Annotated in this window: 7 protein-coding genes; 4 read left to right on the top strand and 3 right to left on the bottom strand. The window is 70.8% G+C overall.

Annotation, left to right across the window (positions count from 1 at the left end):
* The first annotated feature begins 137 nt into the window (after nucleotides 1-137).
* The 3 genes from AB0I15_RS49575 (at nucleotide 138) to AB0I15_RS49565 (ending at nucleotide 10,337) form a co-directional block, all read left to right on the top strand.
* Nucleotides 138-1,913 (top strand): ABC transporter ATP-binding protein, encoded by a 1,776-nt coding sequence (locus AB0I15_RS49575; RefSeq protein ID WP_358113258.1) that lies wholly within the window; start codon nucleotides 138-140, stop codon nucleotides 1,911-1,913.
* On the top strand, nucleotides 1,903-3,717 hold the full coding sequence (locus AB0I15_RS49570) for an ABC transporter ATP-binding protein (RefSeq protein ID WP_358113256.1): 1,815 nt from the start codon (nucleotides 1,903-1,905) through the stop codon (nucleotides 3,715-3,717). The genes AB0I15_RS49575 and AB0I15_RS49570 overlap by 11 nt, the downstream gene beginning before the upstream one ends.
* Nucleotides 3,718-4,091: 374 nt before the next feature.
* Entirely contained in the window at nucleotides 4,092-10,337 is a 6,246-nt protein-coding gene (locus AB0I15_RS49565; RefSeq protein WP_358113254.1) for an RHS repeat-associated core domain-containing protein, read from the top strand.
* Between the two features lie 157 nt (nucleotides 10,338-10,494).
* Here AB0I15_RS49565 and AB0I15_RS49560 read toward each other — a convergent pair whose 3' ends face one another.
* From AB0I15_RS49560 to AB0I15_RS49550, 3 genes are all read right to left on the bottom strand, one after another.
* Entirely contained in the window at nucleotides 10,495-12,003 is a 1,509-nt protein-coding gene (locus tag AB0I15_RS49560) for a M1 family metallopeptidase (protein ID WP_358113252.1), read from the bottom strand.
* Between the two features lie 163 nt (nucleotides 12,004-12,166).
* Nucleotides 12,167-13,429, bottom strand: a complete 1,263-nt coding sequence (locus tag AB0I15_RS49555) for an amidohydrolase (RefSeq protein WP_358113250.1) — start codon at nucleotides 13,427-13,429, stop codon at nucleotides 12,167-12,169.
* A gap of 144 nt (nucleotides 13,430-13,573) precedes the next feature.
* Nucleotides 13,574-14,584 carry an Lrp/AsnC family transcriptional regulator gene (locus tag AB0I15_RS49550; RefSeq protein WP_358113248.1) on the bottom strand — a complete coding sequence of 337 codons (1,011 nt, stop codon included), beginning with the start codon at nucleotides 14,582-14,584 and terminating at the stop codon, nucleotides 13,574-13,576.
* A 279-nt stretch (nucleotides 14,585-14,863) separates the two neighbouring features.
* Here AB0I15_RS49550 and AB0I15_RS49545 point away from each other — a divergent pair, with 279 nt between their 5' ends.
* Nucleotides 14,864-16,414, top strand: coding sequence for an ABC transporter substrate-binding protein (locus AB0I15_RS49545; RefSeq protein ID WP_358113246.1), 1,551 nt, complete (start codon nucleotides 14,864-14,866; stop codon nucleotides 16,412-16,414).
* Nucleotides 16,415-16,417 lie beyond the last annotated feature (3 nt).

Raw genomic sequence — 16,417 nt, 5'->3', positions numbered from 1 at the left:
GGATCTTTGAGTGCGGGAAAACGCGTAGAAGACCGTCAGGCGTCCGGTGGGCCGCCTTGTCGTTCATGGTGCGGGCACTACCTGGGAGAAGCGCCCTACAGCTACTCCTGGCGTGCGCGTGCGGGGTGCTGTCGGCCGTGTTCGGTGGCCTGGTCGGCCTGATCGTCGGAACGCTTCCCGAGACCGTGCGCGAGGGCGGCCTCGACACGGAGAGCGGGGAGCGGCTCGTCGCCCTGCTGGTCGCGGCGGCCGTCCTCCTGGTCGCGCAGGAGCTGGCCGGCTCGGCCTACGACGTGGCGAAATGGGCCTTCTACCGGCGCTACGAGCACTACCTCCTGGGGCGCGTGATCGACGCGACCTTGGGGACACGACGGCTGGAGCTGTTCGAGGACCCTCGGCTGTCCCCGCTCGTCGACCGGTCCGTCCGGCTGGCCGGGCTCGATCCCGGTGACCTGGTCGACGGCTGGTGCACGCGGTGGCTGCACCTCTTCCAGGGCGCCGCGGCCGCCGTGCTCGTCGCGACGGTCTGGCCGGTCGCGGCCGGGGTCCTGGTCGTCGTCTGGTTCGTCGCCGGCGCCGTCATGCTGACGGCGCTGCGGCGCCTGGACATCGGCTCGTGGTCCTCCGGGCTTCTGGAGGCGGAGTACCTCGCGAGAATCGCCGAGCAGCCGGCGTGGGCCAAGGAGGTCCGGGTGTTCGGGCTGACCGGCTGGCTCGCCGAGCGGTTCGGCCTCCACTGGACCCGTGCGCTCGAGCAACTGGCGCGGGCGCGCCGGGCCGGGCGGTGGCGGACGGCGATGGTGCTCCTCGTTCTCCTCTGCTCGCACGGGGTCATCGTCGGCGCCATGGTCGTCGACGGCCTGGCCGGAACCCTCTCCGCGACGCAGATCACGGTCCTGCTCCTCGGCATGTCCGGGATGACCGCGCTGGCCGACCAGAGCGGCGCGGAGCTCATCGAGTACGGCAGCCCGCGCGTGCCCGTCGTCCTCGACCTCGAGAAGGAGGCCGCGCGGGTCGCCGCAAGCCCACCGCCGCCGGCCGCCGCCAACCCCGCGCGGTCCTCTCCTCCTGTCCGGATCGCACGGGAGATCCGATTCTCCGACGTGGACTTCGCCTACCCGGACGCGCGGCCCGTGTTCCGGGGGCTGAACCTGGCGATCGAGGCCCGCACCTCGCTGGGCGTCGTCGGGCTCAACGGCGCTGGCAAGACCACCCTGACAAAGCTGCTGAGCGGACTCGAGGTCCCCGCCGCGGGCACCATCACTGTGGACGGAGTCCCCGTCGCGGAGCTCGACGTCGGCGCGTGGCGGCGGACGATCGCGGCGATCTTCCAGGACTTCGTCCACTATGAGCTCTCCGTCCGGGACAACATCGGCTTCGGGGCGGTGGACGTGCTGAGGGAGGCCGGCCGGAACACCGGCGAAGCGGCGGCCCGCGACCGCCTCGACGCCCTGGTGAGCACCGCCGCCGAACGAGCCGGAGCGCACGGCGTCATCGCGGGCCTGCCGTACGGGCTCGACACGACGTTGTCGCGACGGTTCCCCGGCGGCGTCGACCTGTCGGGCGGCCAGTGGCAGCGGATCGCCCTCGCGCGCGCGATGGCCGCGGTGGAGAACGGCGCCGGGCTGCTCATCCTCGACGAGCCGACGGCGCAACTGGACGTTCGCGCCGAGGCAGACCTGTACGACCGCTTCCTCGACCTCACCCGTGACCTGACGACGATCATCATCAGCCACCGGTTCTCGACCGTGCGCCGCGCGGACCGCATCGTGGTGCTGGACGGCGGCAAGATCGTCGAGGACGGCGGCCACGATGAGCTCGTCGCGGCCGGCAGGGAGTACGCCCGGCTCTTCTCCCTCCAGGCCGCCTCGTACCAGGCCTCCCCGGCGAGGGGGTCGCGACGTGACACGTGACCGGGTGGAACAGGGCCGGCGAGCCGTCGCCCTCGTGCTCGGCGCCGCGTGGTCGGCGGATCGGAGGCGTACCGCCCTGGCCTTCGTCGTCCTCACCGCCCAGGTCGTCGTTCAGGCGCTCTTCGCCTCCTGGCTGAAGCTGCTCGTCGACGCGATCGCCGCGTCGGACGGCAGGGCGGCGGTGCTTGCGGCCTGCGGCGTCGTGGGCTCGATCGCGGGCGCGTCGGTCCTGGCCTACGGCGGAAGCCGCGTGCTCGCCGAGCTCGGCGGCCGGCTGCGCTACTGGCTCAACCTGCGCATACTCGAGATCTCGGGGAGCCTGCCGACGATCGACCTGCACGAGACGCCCGAGCACCTGACCCAGCTCGAGGCCCTGCGCCGGCAGCAGCACCAGCTGTACCAGGCCGTTCCCCGGCTCATCGAGCTGCTGGCAGCCCTGATCCGCATGGTCACGATGGGCGTGCTCCTCGCCGGCGTCACCCCGGCGCTCCTGGCGCTGCCGCTGTTCGGCATCCCCGCTCTGGTGGCGAGCCCCTGGACCGGCGGGCTGTTCCGCGCGGGGGAGGAGCGCGCGGCCGAGCCCGCGCGCCGAGCCGAGCACCTGCTGGAGCTCACCGCGACCGCCGGTGCCGCGAAGGAGATCCGGCTCTTCCGGATCGCCGACGAGCTGCGCTCACGCTTTCATGCCGAACACCGCCGGATCCGCCGGATTCACCACCGGCTCCAGCTCCGGGCCGCCGGGATCGGCGTGGCGAGCCGCGGTTTCTTCGTGATCGGGTACGTCGGCGCCGTCGCGCTCGTCGTCGGCCTCGCCGCCGAGGGACACGCCACCGTCGGCGACGCGGTCCTGACCGCCACGCTCGCCGGGCAGGTGCTCGCACTGGTGACCGGCTCCGCGGAGACGCTCCAGCTCACCATGCAGAGCCTCGTCGCGGCCGGCCGGCTCGTCTACGTGGCCGACCTCGAAAGAACGGTCCGCGGCGGTGTCGTCGCCACCACGGAACCGCCGGCGGCACTCGAGCACGGCATCCGGCTCCAGGGCGTTTCGTACCGCTACCCCGGCGCCGATCGCCCGGTGCTCCAGGAGGTCGACCTGTTGCTCCCCGCCGGGCGGACGGTGGCGATCGTCGGCGACAACGGCGCGGGGAAGTCGACCCTCGTCAAGATCCTGGCCGGCCTGTACCGGCCCAGCTCCGGAGCAGTCCTGTTCGACGACGCCGCAGTCGGCGCCATGGATCCCGAGGAGTTCAGGCGCCATCTGTCGGCCTGCTTCCAGGACCATGCGCGGTTCGAGTTCCTGGTTCGCGAAACGGTGGGAATCGGGGATCTTCCGGCGCTCGCGGATCCGTGCCGCCGTGACGTGGCGATCGGGCACGCGCTGGACGGCGCCGGGGCCTCCGGCATGCTGCCGGGGCTTCCGTCGGGGCTCGACACCCGGCTCGGTCCGCGCCGGCCAGGCGGGGTCGACCTCTCGGGCGGGCAGTGGCAGCGGCTCTCTCTCGCCCGCGCGATGATGCGTACGCGTCCGTTGCTGCTGCTCCTCGACGAACCGGCGTCCGCTCTCGACGCCGAGGCCGAGCACGACCTGTTTCGCCGCTGGGCGGCGGCCTCCCGGCGGGCCGCGGCACGCGGCGGCGTCGTCACCGTGCTCGTCTCCCACCGGCTCTCCACCGTCCGGATGGCCGATCTGGTCGTCGTTCTCGACCGGGGCCGGGTCGCGGAGGTGGGCACGCACGACGACCTCATCCGTCGCGGCGGCCTCTACGCGGACATGTACGGCGTGCAGGCGTCGTCGTACCGGTGACGTGTCCGGGCGCCCTGGTCCAACCCGGCGGACGGAAAGTTTCAGAGATTCAGTATGTCTGAAGAAAATTTGAGCAGAAGGCGCAAAAGTCTGGACCAACGGCGTCCCGGAGGCGACGATTCGATCACCGATCGAAGACCGAGGATGTGCCCCGGGCGCCCGTCGTCCAGGGCGTGACCTCGGCTCAGGACGGCCGAGTGGCGGATCGCGTACCGGACGCTGATCGCGTTACGGCGGCAAGGAAGGGCTGGTCGCACCGTCGAGATCGTCTCCTCACCCAACGCGACCCGCCAGGTTTTCGCTCCTTCGATGGCACGCTGAGCACCGCACGGCTCGCTCAGCCGGCCGCCCGTGAACCCCCCTGGAGAAGCTTAATGGATCTGCCGGATGAGTTAGATCTGCCCGACTCCCGATGGAACGGCCTTCAACAGACCCCTCAGCAGCCGGATCGCCCGGACCCGTCGTGGAATCGTTTCGCGACGGACGAGTCCAAGCCCGAATCGCGCTGGCCACGCAGGCTGGCCCCTGTTCTCTCGATCGTCCTGCTGGTGGAGATGGCGTACGCCATGCCCGCCTACGCGGCCCCGCGCCCGGCGCCGGCCGTGCAGAAGGAAGCGCCGGTGACGGGCGGGAAGGTCCCCGTCAAGCCGCCGCTGGCGGATCCCGCCGCCCAGCAGGCGTGGAAGGCGGCGCCGGCCGTGAGCTGGCCCAAGCCGCAGAAGGCGGAGCTGGGCGGCTCCGTCTCCACCCTGGCGGCCGGCTTCCCGGTGAAGCTGGCGCCGAGCACGGCCAAGGCGGCGCAGGCGACGACCCCGGTCAACGTCGAACTGCTCGACACCGACCTGCTCGGCCTGGCGATGCGGGTCACGCCGGGGCAGGGGGTCGCGGCAGCGGCCGCGGCCAAGCCGGTCAAGACCCGTCTGGAGGTGGACTACTCCGGCTTCCGGTACGCGTACGGCGGTGACTACGGCTCCCGGCTGCGCCTGGTGAAGCTGGAGGAGTGCGCGCTCACCGGCGCGGCCGGCTGCGCCCAGCCGCAGCCGGTGAAGAGCGACAACAACGCGAAGAACGGCACGGTGACCGCCGAGGTCGAGACGAACGGCCTGTACGCGCTCACCGCGGCCGCGTCCGGCCCGTCGGGCGACCACGCCGCCACCTCTCTGGCGGCCACGTCCGACTGGAGCGTGGGCCCTCAGTCGGGTGACTTCACCTGGGGCTACGAGCTGCGCACCCCTCCGGCGCTGGGCGGTGAGGAGCCGGGCGTGTCGCTGGGCTACTCCTCGCAGAGCGTGGACGGGCGCACCGCCTCCACCAACAACCAGGCGTCCTGGGCGGGGGAGGGCTTCGAGCTGAACCCGGGCGGCTACATCGAGCGCCGCTACAAGTCGTGCATGATCGACGGCAAGAAGACCGGCGATCTGTGCTGGGACCAGGACAACGCCACCATGTCCCTGGGCGACTCGTCGGTCGAGCTCGTCAAGGACGCCACCACGAAGCAGTGGCGGCCCAGGCGGGACGACGGCACCAGGATCGAGGCGCTGACCGGCGCCACGAACGGCGACAACAACGGCGAGTACTGGCGGGTCACCACGCCGGACGGTACCCAGTACACCTTCGGCCTGAACCGGCTGCCCGGCTGGGCGAGCGGCAAGGCGGAGACCAAGTCGGTCCAGACGGTGCCGGTGTTCGGCAACAACAGCGGTGAGCCCTGCTACAACAGCACCCCGGCCAACGCCTGGTGCCAGCAGGGATACCGGTGGAACCTCGACTACGAGGTGGACACCCACGGCAACGCCACCACGTACTGGTACGAGCGCGAGACCAACTACTACGGCCGCAACATGAAGCCGGAGCTCGGCACCTCCTACGTCCGGGGCGCGTACCTGGCCCGGATCGACTACGGCTACCTGCAGAACGAGCTGTTCACCAAGGCGCCGGCCGCCCGTGTGCTGTTCGAGGTGGCCGAGCGCTGCCTGCCCAGCGGCACGGTGACCTGCGCCGCCGACCAGCTCAAGAAGGAGACCGCGGGCTCCTGGCCGGACGTGCCGTTCGACCAGATCTGCGACTCCGGCGTGAAGTGCACCGACCGCCTGACGCCGACGTTCTTCACCCGGAAGCGCCTGGCCAAGGTCACCACCCAGATCCTCAACACCAACACCGCCAAGTGCTCCGGCGCGCAGTACTGCGCGGTGGACTCGTGGACGCTGGCGCACCAGTTCCCGGCCTCGGGCGACGGCATGAGCCCGGCGCTGTGGCTGGCCTCGATCCAGCAGAGCGGGCACGTGGGCGGCACGCTCTCGCTGCCCCCGGTGAAGTTCACCGGCGTGCAGCTCCCCAACCGGGTGGACGCCCAGGAAGGCCGCGCCCCGCTGGTCAAGTGGCGCGTCCAGGCCGTCGGCAACGAGTCCGGCGGCGAGCTGCGGATCAACTACTCGGCGGCCGACTGCAAGCCGGGCGACGTCCCCACGGCCGACAAGAACGCCAGGCGCTGCTTCCCGCAGCGCTGGGCCCCGCCGAACGAGGCGGAGGTCACCGACTGGTTCCACAAGTACCTGGTCACGCAGACCATCGAGGTCGACCGCGTGGCGGGCTCGCCGAACGTGGTCACCGACTACGAGTACCTCGACGGCGCCGCCTGGCACTACGCCGACAACATCCTGGTCAAGCCCGAGCACCGCACATGGTCGGACTACCGCGGCTTCGGCCGGGTACGCGTCCGCGAGGGCGACGGCCAGGACGGCAAGCGCACGCTGACGGAGTACCGGTTCTTCCGCGGCATGCACGGCGACAAGCTGGCCGACGGCTCCAAGCGCAGCGCGCAGGTCGTGGACACCGAGGGCGTCAAGCTGGACGACCTCGACCAGCTTGCCGGGTTCGAGCGGGAGGAGATCCTCTTCGACGGTGACGGCGGCGCGCTCCTGACCGCGACCGCGCAGGAGCCGTGGTCGGTCAAGACGGCCGAGTCCACGCAGGGCGGCGTCACCAAGGCCGCGCACGTGGTCCAGCCGAAGTCCATGGTCACCCGCACCGCGCTGGCCGGGGACAAGTGGCGGCGTACCGGCGAGGACCGCTCGTACGACGCCAAGGGCCTGCTCCTCCAGGTCGACGAGAAGGGCGACCTGGCCGGCACCGACGACGACGAGTGCGTCCGCTACACCTACGCCCGCAACGACACCTCCTGGATGCTCGACTACCCCAGCAGAGTCCAGAAGGTGGCCGCCGGCTGCGGCACCGCGGTCTCCACGCTGGCCGCCGGAGAGGTGATCTCGGACGAGAAGATCCAGTACGACGGCCAGGCCAACGGCACGCCGCCGACCAAGGGCGACGTGACCGCGGTCCAGGAGCTCGTCTCGGCCGACGGCGCGACGATCACCGGCACCACCCGCACCTACGACGCGTACGGCCGGGAGACCAGCGAGACCGACCCGGTCGGCACCAAGTCCGTCACCACCTACAGCCCGGCCGCCGGCGCCCCGGCGACGGAGACCACGGAGACGAACCAGCTCGGCCACACCGAGCGCACCCTGCTCGAACCGGCGTGGGGCGAGCCCGTCGCCGAGGTCGACGCCAACGGCCGCCGCACCGACCTGGAGTACGACGCGCTCGGCCGCCTGACCAAGGTCTGGCAGCCCGACCGCAGCAAGGCGGCCAACCAGTCGCCCAGCACCGAGTACTCCTACACGATGCGCACCGACGGCCCCAGCGTGGTCACCACCAAGACGCTGGGTGCGGACGGCGCCTACACCGCCAGCCACGAGCTGTACGACGGCCTGATGCGCGAGCGCCAGACCCAGGAACCCGCGCCCACGGACGACCAGACGGAAGATCCCGCGCTGCGTGACGGGCGCACGATCACCGACACCTTCCACAACTCCCAGGGCGAGGAGTACAAGGCCAACACCGGCTACTTCGCCACGGGAGCGCCCGCCACCGACCTGCTGGCGGTGGCCGACTCCGCGGTGCCCAACCAGGTCGTGTCGCTGTTCGACGGCGCGGGCGAGGTCAACGCCGAGGTCCTCAAGGTGAAGGGGGTGGAGAAGTACCGGGTGACGGCCAAGGAGGAGGGCGACCGGCTCCACGTCACACCGCCGCAGGGCGGCACCGCGACCACCCGGATCGGTGACGCGCAGGACCGGCTCATCGAGCTGCGCCAGTACAAGGGCTCGACCCCGACCGGCGAGTACGACTCCACCAAGTACACCTACGACATAGCCGGACGCCTGTCCACGGTGACCGACCCGGCCGGCAACGTGTGGCGCCACCACTACGACCTGCGCGGCCGGGAGATCAAGACCGAGGACCCGGACAAGGGCGTCACGACCACCACGTACAACGACGCCGACGAGGTGGTCACCACCACCGACGCCCGCGGCAAGACCCTCTGGTACGGCTACGACGCCCTGGGCCGCAAGACGCACATGCGCGAAGGCTCCGCGACCGGCACGCTGCTGGCCGAGTGGAAGTACGACGCGCTGGCCAAGGGAGAGCTGAACACCGCCATCCGGTACGTGGGCGGGCAGGCGTACACGGCCGAGATCAACGCGATCGACGCCGACTACCGCACGCTGCGGCAGACCATCACCATCCCGGAGCGGGAGGGCAAGCTGGCGGGCTCCTACCAGCTCAACACCCGCTACACGCTGGACGACCAGGTCCAGTCGGTCAGCTTCCCGGCGGCCGGCGGGCTGGCGGAGGAGTCGGTCGTCTACGGCTACGACGGGCTCAGCCAGCCGACCAAGGTCACCGGCCTGTCGGCGTACGTGAACGCGGCCCGCTACTCCAAGATGGGCGAGACCCTCCAGTACGAGCTGGGCGAGGGCACCCGGAAGACCTGGCTCACCTACACCCACGACGAGGGCACCCGCAGGCTGAGCAGCATGCGGCTGGACCGGGCCGGAGCCTCCGCGGCCGACCTCGACCTCGGTTACACCTACGACGCGGCCGGCAACGTCACCAAGATCGCCGACAAGGCGGTCCAGGACACGCAGTGCTTCAAGCACGACTATCTGCGCCGGCTCACCTCGGCGTGGACGGCCACCGACGACTGCGCCTCCGGCAGCCCGCAATCGGGCAAGATCGGCGGCGTGGCCCCGTACGCGGTCAGCTACGCCTACGACGTCACCGGCAACCGGACCAAGGAGACCAAGCACGCCTGGGGCGGCGCGGCCGAGACCGTCCGCGACTACACCTACCCGGCGGCGGGCGGCAAGCAGCCGCACGCGCTGCAGGCCGTCGGGGCGGACGTGTTCGCCTATGACGCGGCCGGCAACACCACCCGGCGTAAGGTCGGCACCTCCGACCAGAGCCTGGTCTGGGACGCCGAGGGCAACCTGGAGTCGGTGACCGAGGCGGGCAAGACGACGTCGTTCCTGTACGACGCCGACGGCGACCGCCTGATCCGCAAGACCCCCACCGACGCCACCCTCTACATCGACGACATGGAGCTGCGCCTCGACTACGCCAAGAACGTCGTCGAGCAGACCCGCTACTACACCATCGGTGGCGAGGCCATCGCGGTGCGCACGTCCGACAACCAGGTCTTCTTCATGGCCAACGACCACCAGGGCACCGCACAGGCCATGGTGAACGCCGGCACCGGAGACGTGGCCACCCGCAGGCAGACCCCCTTTGGCGAGGACCGAGGGACGCCACCACCGTGGTGGCCGGGACAACGCGGATTCGTCGGCGGCACCAAGGACACGACCACCGGGCTCGTCCACCTGGGCGCCCGTGAGTACGACGCCAAGAACGGCCGGTTCCTCTCGGTCGACCCGATCATCGACGAGAGCGATCCGCAGCAGCTCAACGCCTACGCCTACGCCAGCAACAGCCCCGTCACCATGAGCGACCCCGACGGACAGCTGGTCTGGTTCGTGGTCGGCATCGCGGCGAGGATCGCGGCACGCGCCCTGGCCAGGAAGCTGGCCCAGATCGCCGCCAGGCGGGCCGCGCAGGCGGCGGCCAGGCGGGCGGCGCTCGCCGCGGCCAGGCGCAGGGCCGCCGCGGCGGCCAGGAAGCGCGCCCTGGAGGCGGCCAGGCGCAGGGCCGCGGAGGCGGCCAAGAAGAAGGCGGCTGAGGCCGCGAGGAAGAGAGCCGCGGAGGCGGCCAAGAAGAGGGCGGCGCAGGCGGCAAGGAAGAAGGCCGCACTGGCCAGGCAGCGTGCGGCCGCCGCGGCCGCACGGCGCAGGGCGGCAGCGGCGGCACGCCGGGCCGCGGCGGCCAGGCGACGGGCCGCGGCCGCACGCAGAGCGGTGACCAGGCGTGCGAGCAGGCCCAAGACCACGGTCAGGCATCGGCCCGCGGTCCGTCCGAGCAGTCGCAGGGCGGTCCAACGGCAGTCGCCGCCCAAGGCACAGCGGAACCCGCCGAACGCCGGACAGAGTCAGCAGCGCGGGCTGACCGACGCGCAGAGACGCTCGATCGACGAGCAGTTGGGGAGGGTGCAACCCACCGGGTCCCACCAAGGGAGCGCCCGGAAGCTGTCCGAGACGATGGCGGACCAGGGAACCGGGCACGGCCCGGCGTCCAAGCCGTACACGTCGGACACGCCGTCCTCGAAGACGCCGACGATCCTCTGGCGCCTGTGGCAGGTCCTCAGGCCGCTGGAGCCTCCGGGGTAGCCATGCCGTGCGGTCACGCCTGACACGGCGTGACCGAGGTCAGCCGGAAGAGCGACGGAGCTCCCGCCCGAGCGGTGCCGATCCAGGCCACCGTTCGGCGCGGGAGCTCCGTCGCGTCCGAGCCCGGCGCTCGGCGTCGCGCGCTGGGCGGGGTCTGTCAGGCGGGGCCGTGCAGCAGGTCGTGGAGCCTCTTGTGGCTTTCGTAGGAGGCCGGAGGTCCTGTCCGGGCCTGGGTCTGGGCCGTGACCGCCGCGGGCGGGTCGGCCGGTTTGCCGGGTTCGTACAGCCAGGTCTGGAAGAGCGAGTCGAGCTGCCGGCCGGAGATCCGCTCCGACAGTGAGATGAACTCGGCGGTGTTCCCGTTGCCGTGCTGCTTGATCCTGGCCCAGGCCTTGAGGATGGCGAAGAAGTCCTTGTCGCCGACCTCGCCGCGCAGCGCCTGCAGGGTCATGCCGCCACGCCAGTAGACCGAGGCGTAGAAGAGCGAGGCCGGGGCCGGATCGCCCGGAACCGTGATCCAGAACCGGGGGTGGTCGGCCGGGATGCCGTCGTAGATGAAGTTGGCCAGTTCGGCGGCGGTGCCGGTGCCCTCCTTCTCGGACCACAGCCACTCGGCATAGGTGGCGAAACCCTCGTTCAGCCAGATGTCGCGCCACTGTTCGAGCGCGACGCTGTCACCGAACCACTGGTGGGCGTTCTCGTGGACCACGACGCCGATGTCAGGTCCGGACTCGAAGAAGATCGAGTCGTAGACGGGCTGCGTCTGGGTCTCCAGCGCGAAGCCCACGTTCTCGTTGACGACCGAGCCGCCCATCGAGGAGAACGGGTAGCGGCCGAAGACGCTCGACTCCCACTCGATGATCTCGGCCGTGCGTTCGACGCTGGCCTTCGCGAACTCCAGCCGCGGGCCGAGCGTCCTGTCGTACGCGGTGGTCACCGGCAGACCGGTGGACGAGCGGGCCCTGCGCACCTCGATGTCGCCGATGTAGAGCGTGGCCAGGTAGGTGGCCATGGGCTTGTCCATCAGCCAGCGGAACGTGGTCCTGCCGCGCGAGGTGCGCTGGGAGGCGAGAACGCCGTTGCTGATCGCCTGCTTGCCCTCGGGCACGGTGACCGTGATGTCGAACGTGGCCTTGTCCGCCGGGTGGTCGTTGCTCGGATACCACCACCAGGCGATCTCCGGCTCGCCCAGCGCGAGCGCGCCGTCGGCGCGCTTGATCCACGGCCGGACGACGCCGGGCACCTCGATGGAGCCGGGGGTGCCCGCGTAGGTCACCTCGACGGTGAACGGCAGGAACCTGGGCAGGGCGCGGGCCGGAGTGATCACCAGTTCGTGCGCGCCCGTCCTGGCGAAGGCGGCCGTCGCGCCGTTGACCTTGACCGTCCGCACGTCCAGCAGGAAGTCGAGGTTGAAGCGCGTCAGCGTCTGCGAGGCGGTGGCCAGCAAGGTCGCCTGACCCTCCAGCCGGTCGGCGCCCGGCTGGTAGCCCAGCTTGAGGCGGTAGTGCCTGACGTCGTAGCCCCCGTTCCCGTAGTCGGGGAAGTAGGCGTCTCCGACGCCGGGTGCGCCGGGGCCGCGGTCCGCGGCGGTGGCGGGCAGGGGTACGGCGAATGTCAGGGATAGGACGGCGGCCATCGCGGCACGCCTGATCGAGCGCGGGAACATGTCCCTCCTCGGGTATCCGGTGCTCGCGAAGCTACGTCAACCGCAAGCGTAGGAGAAGCGCGGGAACTTGTCCGGTAGCGGTCACCCCCGCCCGTCAGGAGCGGCGTGTCGCGCACGCTGAGGGTGGAGCCGCCGACCGCCGCCCGGGAGGGAGGGGGCAGGCTCAGCCGGCGCCACCGGCGCGGATGAGCGATTCGAGGATGTCGATGCCGATCGGGATCGACTCCTCCGTCACGTCGAAGCTCGCACTGTGGTGCGGCCCCGGGCTGCCGGTGCCGACCATCAGGTACGCGCCCTGGCCTCCGCGTTGCTGCACATGCCGGATGAGCAGGTTGGCATCGTCGCTTCCGGAGAACTCCCTGGTCCGGATAACCTCCACGATGCCGGCACGCGTCCCGGCCACCTCGACGATGCGGTCGACCAGCTCGTCGTCGGGGGTCACGGTCGTGGACCGGCCCATCACGGCGAGCGCCACCTCCACGCCCTGGGTGCGGGCGGCCCCTTCCACGACGGACCAGATGCGGCCGACCAGCTCGTCGGCGACCTCGTCGGCGGTGGCGCGCGCCTCGCACGTCATCACCGCCGTGGACGGCACGATGTTCACGCCGTCACCGGCGACGAGCGTGCCGACGTTGAGCCGGGTGTCGGCGGTGCTGAAGCGCGGGAGGGCCATGATGGCCAGCGCGGACATGGCGGCGGCGAGCAGCGCGTTGCGGCCGGTCTCCGGCGAACCGGCGGCGTGGGAGGCCTCGCCGGTGAAGTCGACTTTGAGCTTGCGGGTGGCCAGGCCGCCGGTGAAGCTGCCCACGACCGAGCCGACGGCCATGTCGCCCGCCATGTGCACGGCGAGCATGGTGTCGATGTCGTCCGCGACCCCGGCGTCGATCATCGTCTGCGCTCCCCGTACCCCCTCTTCGGCGGGCTGGAACAGGACCCGCAGCGAGCCCGCGAAGTCGCGGTCCGCGAGACGGTGCAGCAGGCCCACCCCGATGGTGGAGTTCGCGTCGTGGCCGCACGCGTGCATCGCGCCGTTCACCGCGGCGAAGCCGTTCGCGGCCGGGAAGTGGGCCGGATCGGCCGACTCCCGCATCGGCAGCGCGTCGATGTCGGCGCGCAGACCCCAGCGCGGGCCCGGCCGGAGGCCGGCCAGGTCGACGACCAGCGCGGTGCCGTTCTCCCGGAAGTATCGGGCGCGTTCGGCCGGAACGCCGGAGTCGATCGCGCGAGCCTCCCATGCGTCGAGCGTGTGCGGCGACGGGTAGTTCACGACGGGGGAGAGGAGGTGGGCGTCCTTCCCGGTCAGGACGGTCACCGGCAGGCCCTCGATGGCGTGGGCGATCCGGGCGGCGGTCCCGATCTCCACGAAAGCGGGTTCCGGATTCCGGTGCAGTTCTCGCCGAAATGCCTTGAGCTGCGCGAAGTCCACAAGCCCTCTTTCCGTCACGATGATCGGCGGCCGGGCGGCCGCTTCGCTCAGGCTAGGCAAGGTGCCGCGAATCGAGGCCGATCACGTGCGATCCCGCATGAAACACCACGTTTGCGCGCGAGGTCTGCACGAAGTCGCGGGTCGCTAGTCCTCGAACACCGGCTGGCTGCCGACCGGCACGTAACGCAGGCGCCGGCTGTCGAGATCGAGGATGTAGCCCGTGCGCTTGGCGATCCTCGGCACGATCCACCTGTCCTTGACCAGCACCGTCGGGAACACCGCCGCCAGCCTGCCCTCGATCTCGTCCAGCTCCTGAAGATTGTGCAACCAGAGGAAGACCGCCAGGTTGGCCTCGCCGGTGACCGACGCGCACATCCGCACGTGGTTGAGCGACCGCAGCGAGGCGACGAAGCGTTCGAGGTCGGAGTGCCGGACGTCGAGCCACAACACCGCCGCCGCCGACCAGCCCATGAGGGTGTGCGCGAAGTCGACGCGCCATCTGACCCAGTCCGCCGCGAGCAGCGCGTCGATGTCCCGGGAGATCACGGAGATCGAGCGGCCCAGCTCTCGCTGCATGTCGGCGGCGGTGCGGCGCACGTCCGTGCTGAGCGCGGCGATGACGTCGGGGTAGGCGGGCCGGCGTTGTTCGGGCGGTTCGGACGGCCGCAGGAGGCGTACGGCCTCGGCCTGCTCGTCGGAGAGCACGTTGAGCCGCCAGCCCGACCCTTCGAGGAAGATGCGTCGCAGGTAGTGGGTCCGGGTGCCGACGATGCCGGGGATCACGGCGATGTGCTCGTCGATGTAGCGGTCCATGGACAGCAGGCTGCGCGTCGAGATCATGATGTAGAGGTCACGGGGACCCGAGGTGCAGTGCACGCTGAAGATGGGCCCCTGCCGGCCGAGTTCGGCGATCACGTCGGCGCGGCGGCCGGGGGCGCACCGGATCTCGACCAGGGCCGAGATCTCCCGCTCGGTGGAGCGCGGCCCGTCGGCCTCGAAGCAGCTCGTCCACACCTGCCGCTCCCGGGTGAGCGCCGACCAGCGACGTGAGATCGTCGAAGGATCAACCCGGAGAATCCTCCCGAGCTGGGCCCATGAGACACGAGGATGGATCTGGAGTGCGTTGATGATCTGAAAGTCAAGCCCGTCGACCATGCCGCCCATCATGCACGGAATGGTGAGGTTTGCCCACAATCGTGCGCATCTAGGGTGGGCACCGCCACAAGATCGGCTCGCTGACCGGGCAGTGCGACAGTTACGTGAAGGCGCCCGTAACGCAGCGGAAACCCTTCGTGGCGGGTTTTCCGGAAGGATCGTGCGTCCGAGCCGCCCCATCGCCCAATTCCTTGCGCGGTGGCTCCCAGAAGGCCGCTGACCGGCACGTACGACCTAGGCTCGGCGCCATTCCTTTTCGCGGCTGCACCTGGAGGATTGGTGTTTCGCAAATCGATTCTGGCGATGACGGTGGTGGCCGCAGCGGGACTGGGAGCGGTCGGCTGCGGTGCGGGGGCGGGTGCGGGTGCGGAGACCACCGACACCGTCAACATGTCCCTGAACACCGATCCGGCGACCTTCGATCCGGCGCTGGCCAAGGGCGGCGACGACTTCACCGTGGCACGGTTGCTGTTCGACACCGTGGTGCGCAAGGACTCGGGCAACACCCTCGCCGGTGGGATCGCGTCCTCGTGGCGCGCGGAGGACGCGGCGCACTACACCTTCACCATCCGCGGCGGGCTCTCCTGTTCGGACGGCACCCCGATCACGCCGTCGGTCGTCGCGGCCTCGCTGACGCGGTTCGCCTCGAAGGAGACGGGCTCCTCGGCCCGCACCCTGGCCCTCGGATCGGCCACGGCGACGTTCACCGCCGACGACCGGGCCGGCACGGTGAAGGCCGCGCTGTCGGCCCCGTGGTCGGACTTCCTCACCGGGCTGACGCTGCCGCAGACCGGGATCGTGTGCCCGGCGGGCCTGAGCGACGTCAAGGGCCTCGCGGCGGGGAAGGTCGCCGGGGCGTTCTCCGGCCCCTACACCCTGACCTCGTCGCAGCCCGCCGTGTCCTACGAGCTGACGTTGCGTGAGGGCTATGCGGCCTGGCCCACGTTCGCCAAGCCCCTGGAGGGCGTGGCCGCCAAGAAACTCAACCTCACGCCGATCACCGACTATGCGACGATCGCCACCCAACTGCTCGCCGGCAGCCTCGACGTCGGTGTGGTCGCCGACGAGAACGTGGCCCGGTTCGACGGCAACGCCGGGTTCAGCACGTCGAGCGCCTCGAACACCACGACGTACCTGCTGTTCAACGAACGCCCGGGAACGGTGTTCGCGGATCGGCCGGACCTGCGCGCAGCGGTGGCCCAAGCCGTCGACCCGCAGGCCTTCAGCGACATCATCAGCGGCAAGCAGGGCAGCACGATGCTGTCGGTCGGATCGGCCAAGCTCGCCTGCGTCAACACCGACCGGTCGCTGCTGAAGGCCCCGGATCCGGCCGCCGCCAAGAAACTCGCCGGGGTCCGCTTCCGCATCGTCGGCACCACCCTGCTGCGGGGCGGCAACGACTACATCGCCGAGGCGCTGCGCAACGCCGGTGCCACCGTGACCGTCGACTCGCTCGACAACGCCAACTGGGCCACCCTCACCACGGCCGGCGGCACGGACTGGGACATCAACGTCCAGGGCGACAACAACCAGATGGGCACCCTCACCTCCTCCCTGCTCCGCGTGATGGGCCCGGCGACGGAGGACGGTGGCCGCAACAAGACGGGAGAGGTCAACAAGGAGGGGTACGGCTTCGTCATCCAGGCCATGAGCGAGATCGACCGTGACGCGCAGTGCGCCGCCCTCCAGTCCGCGCAGAAGTCGTTCCTCGAGCGCGTCGACGCCGTCCCGCTGTCGACGCTGCCCTCCACGACGGTCGCCGCCGACGGATTCGGCATCCGGACCTTCGACGACTACCTCGACCCCGCCACCCTCCGCATCCTCAAGTAGCCG

It is taken from the genome of Nonomuraea sp. NPDC050643 (assembly GCF_040654715.1).
Lineage (GTDB): Bacteria > Actinomycetota > Actinomycetes > Streptosporangiales > Streptosporangiaceae > Nonomuraea.
The sequence above is the reverse complement of the archived record's forward strand: the minus strand, read 5'-3'. Positions and strand labels throughout refer to the sequence as shown.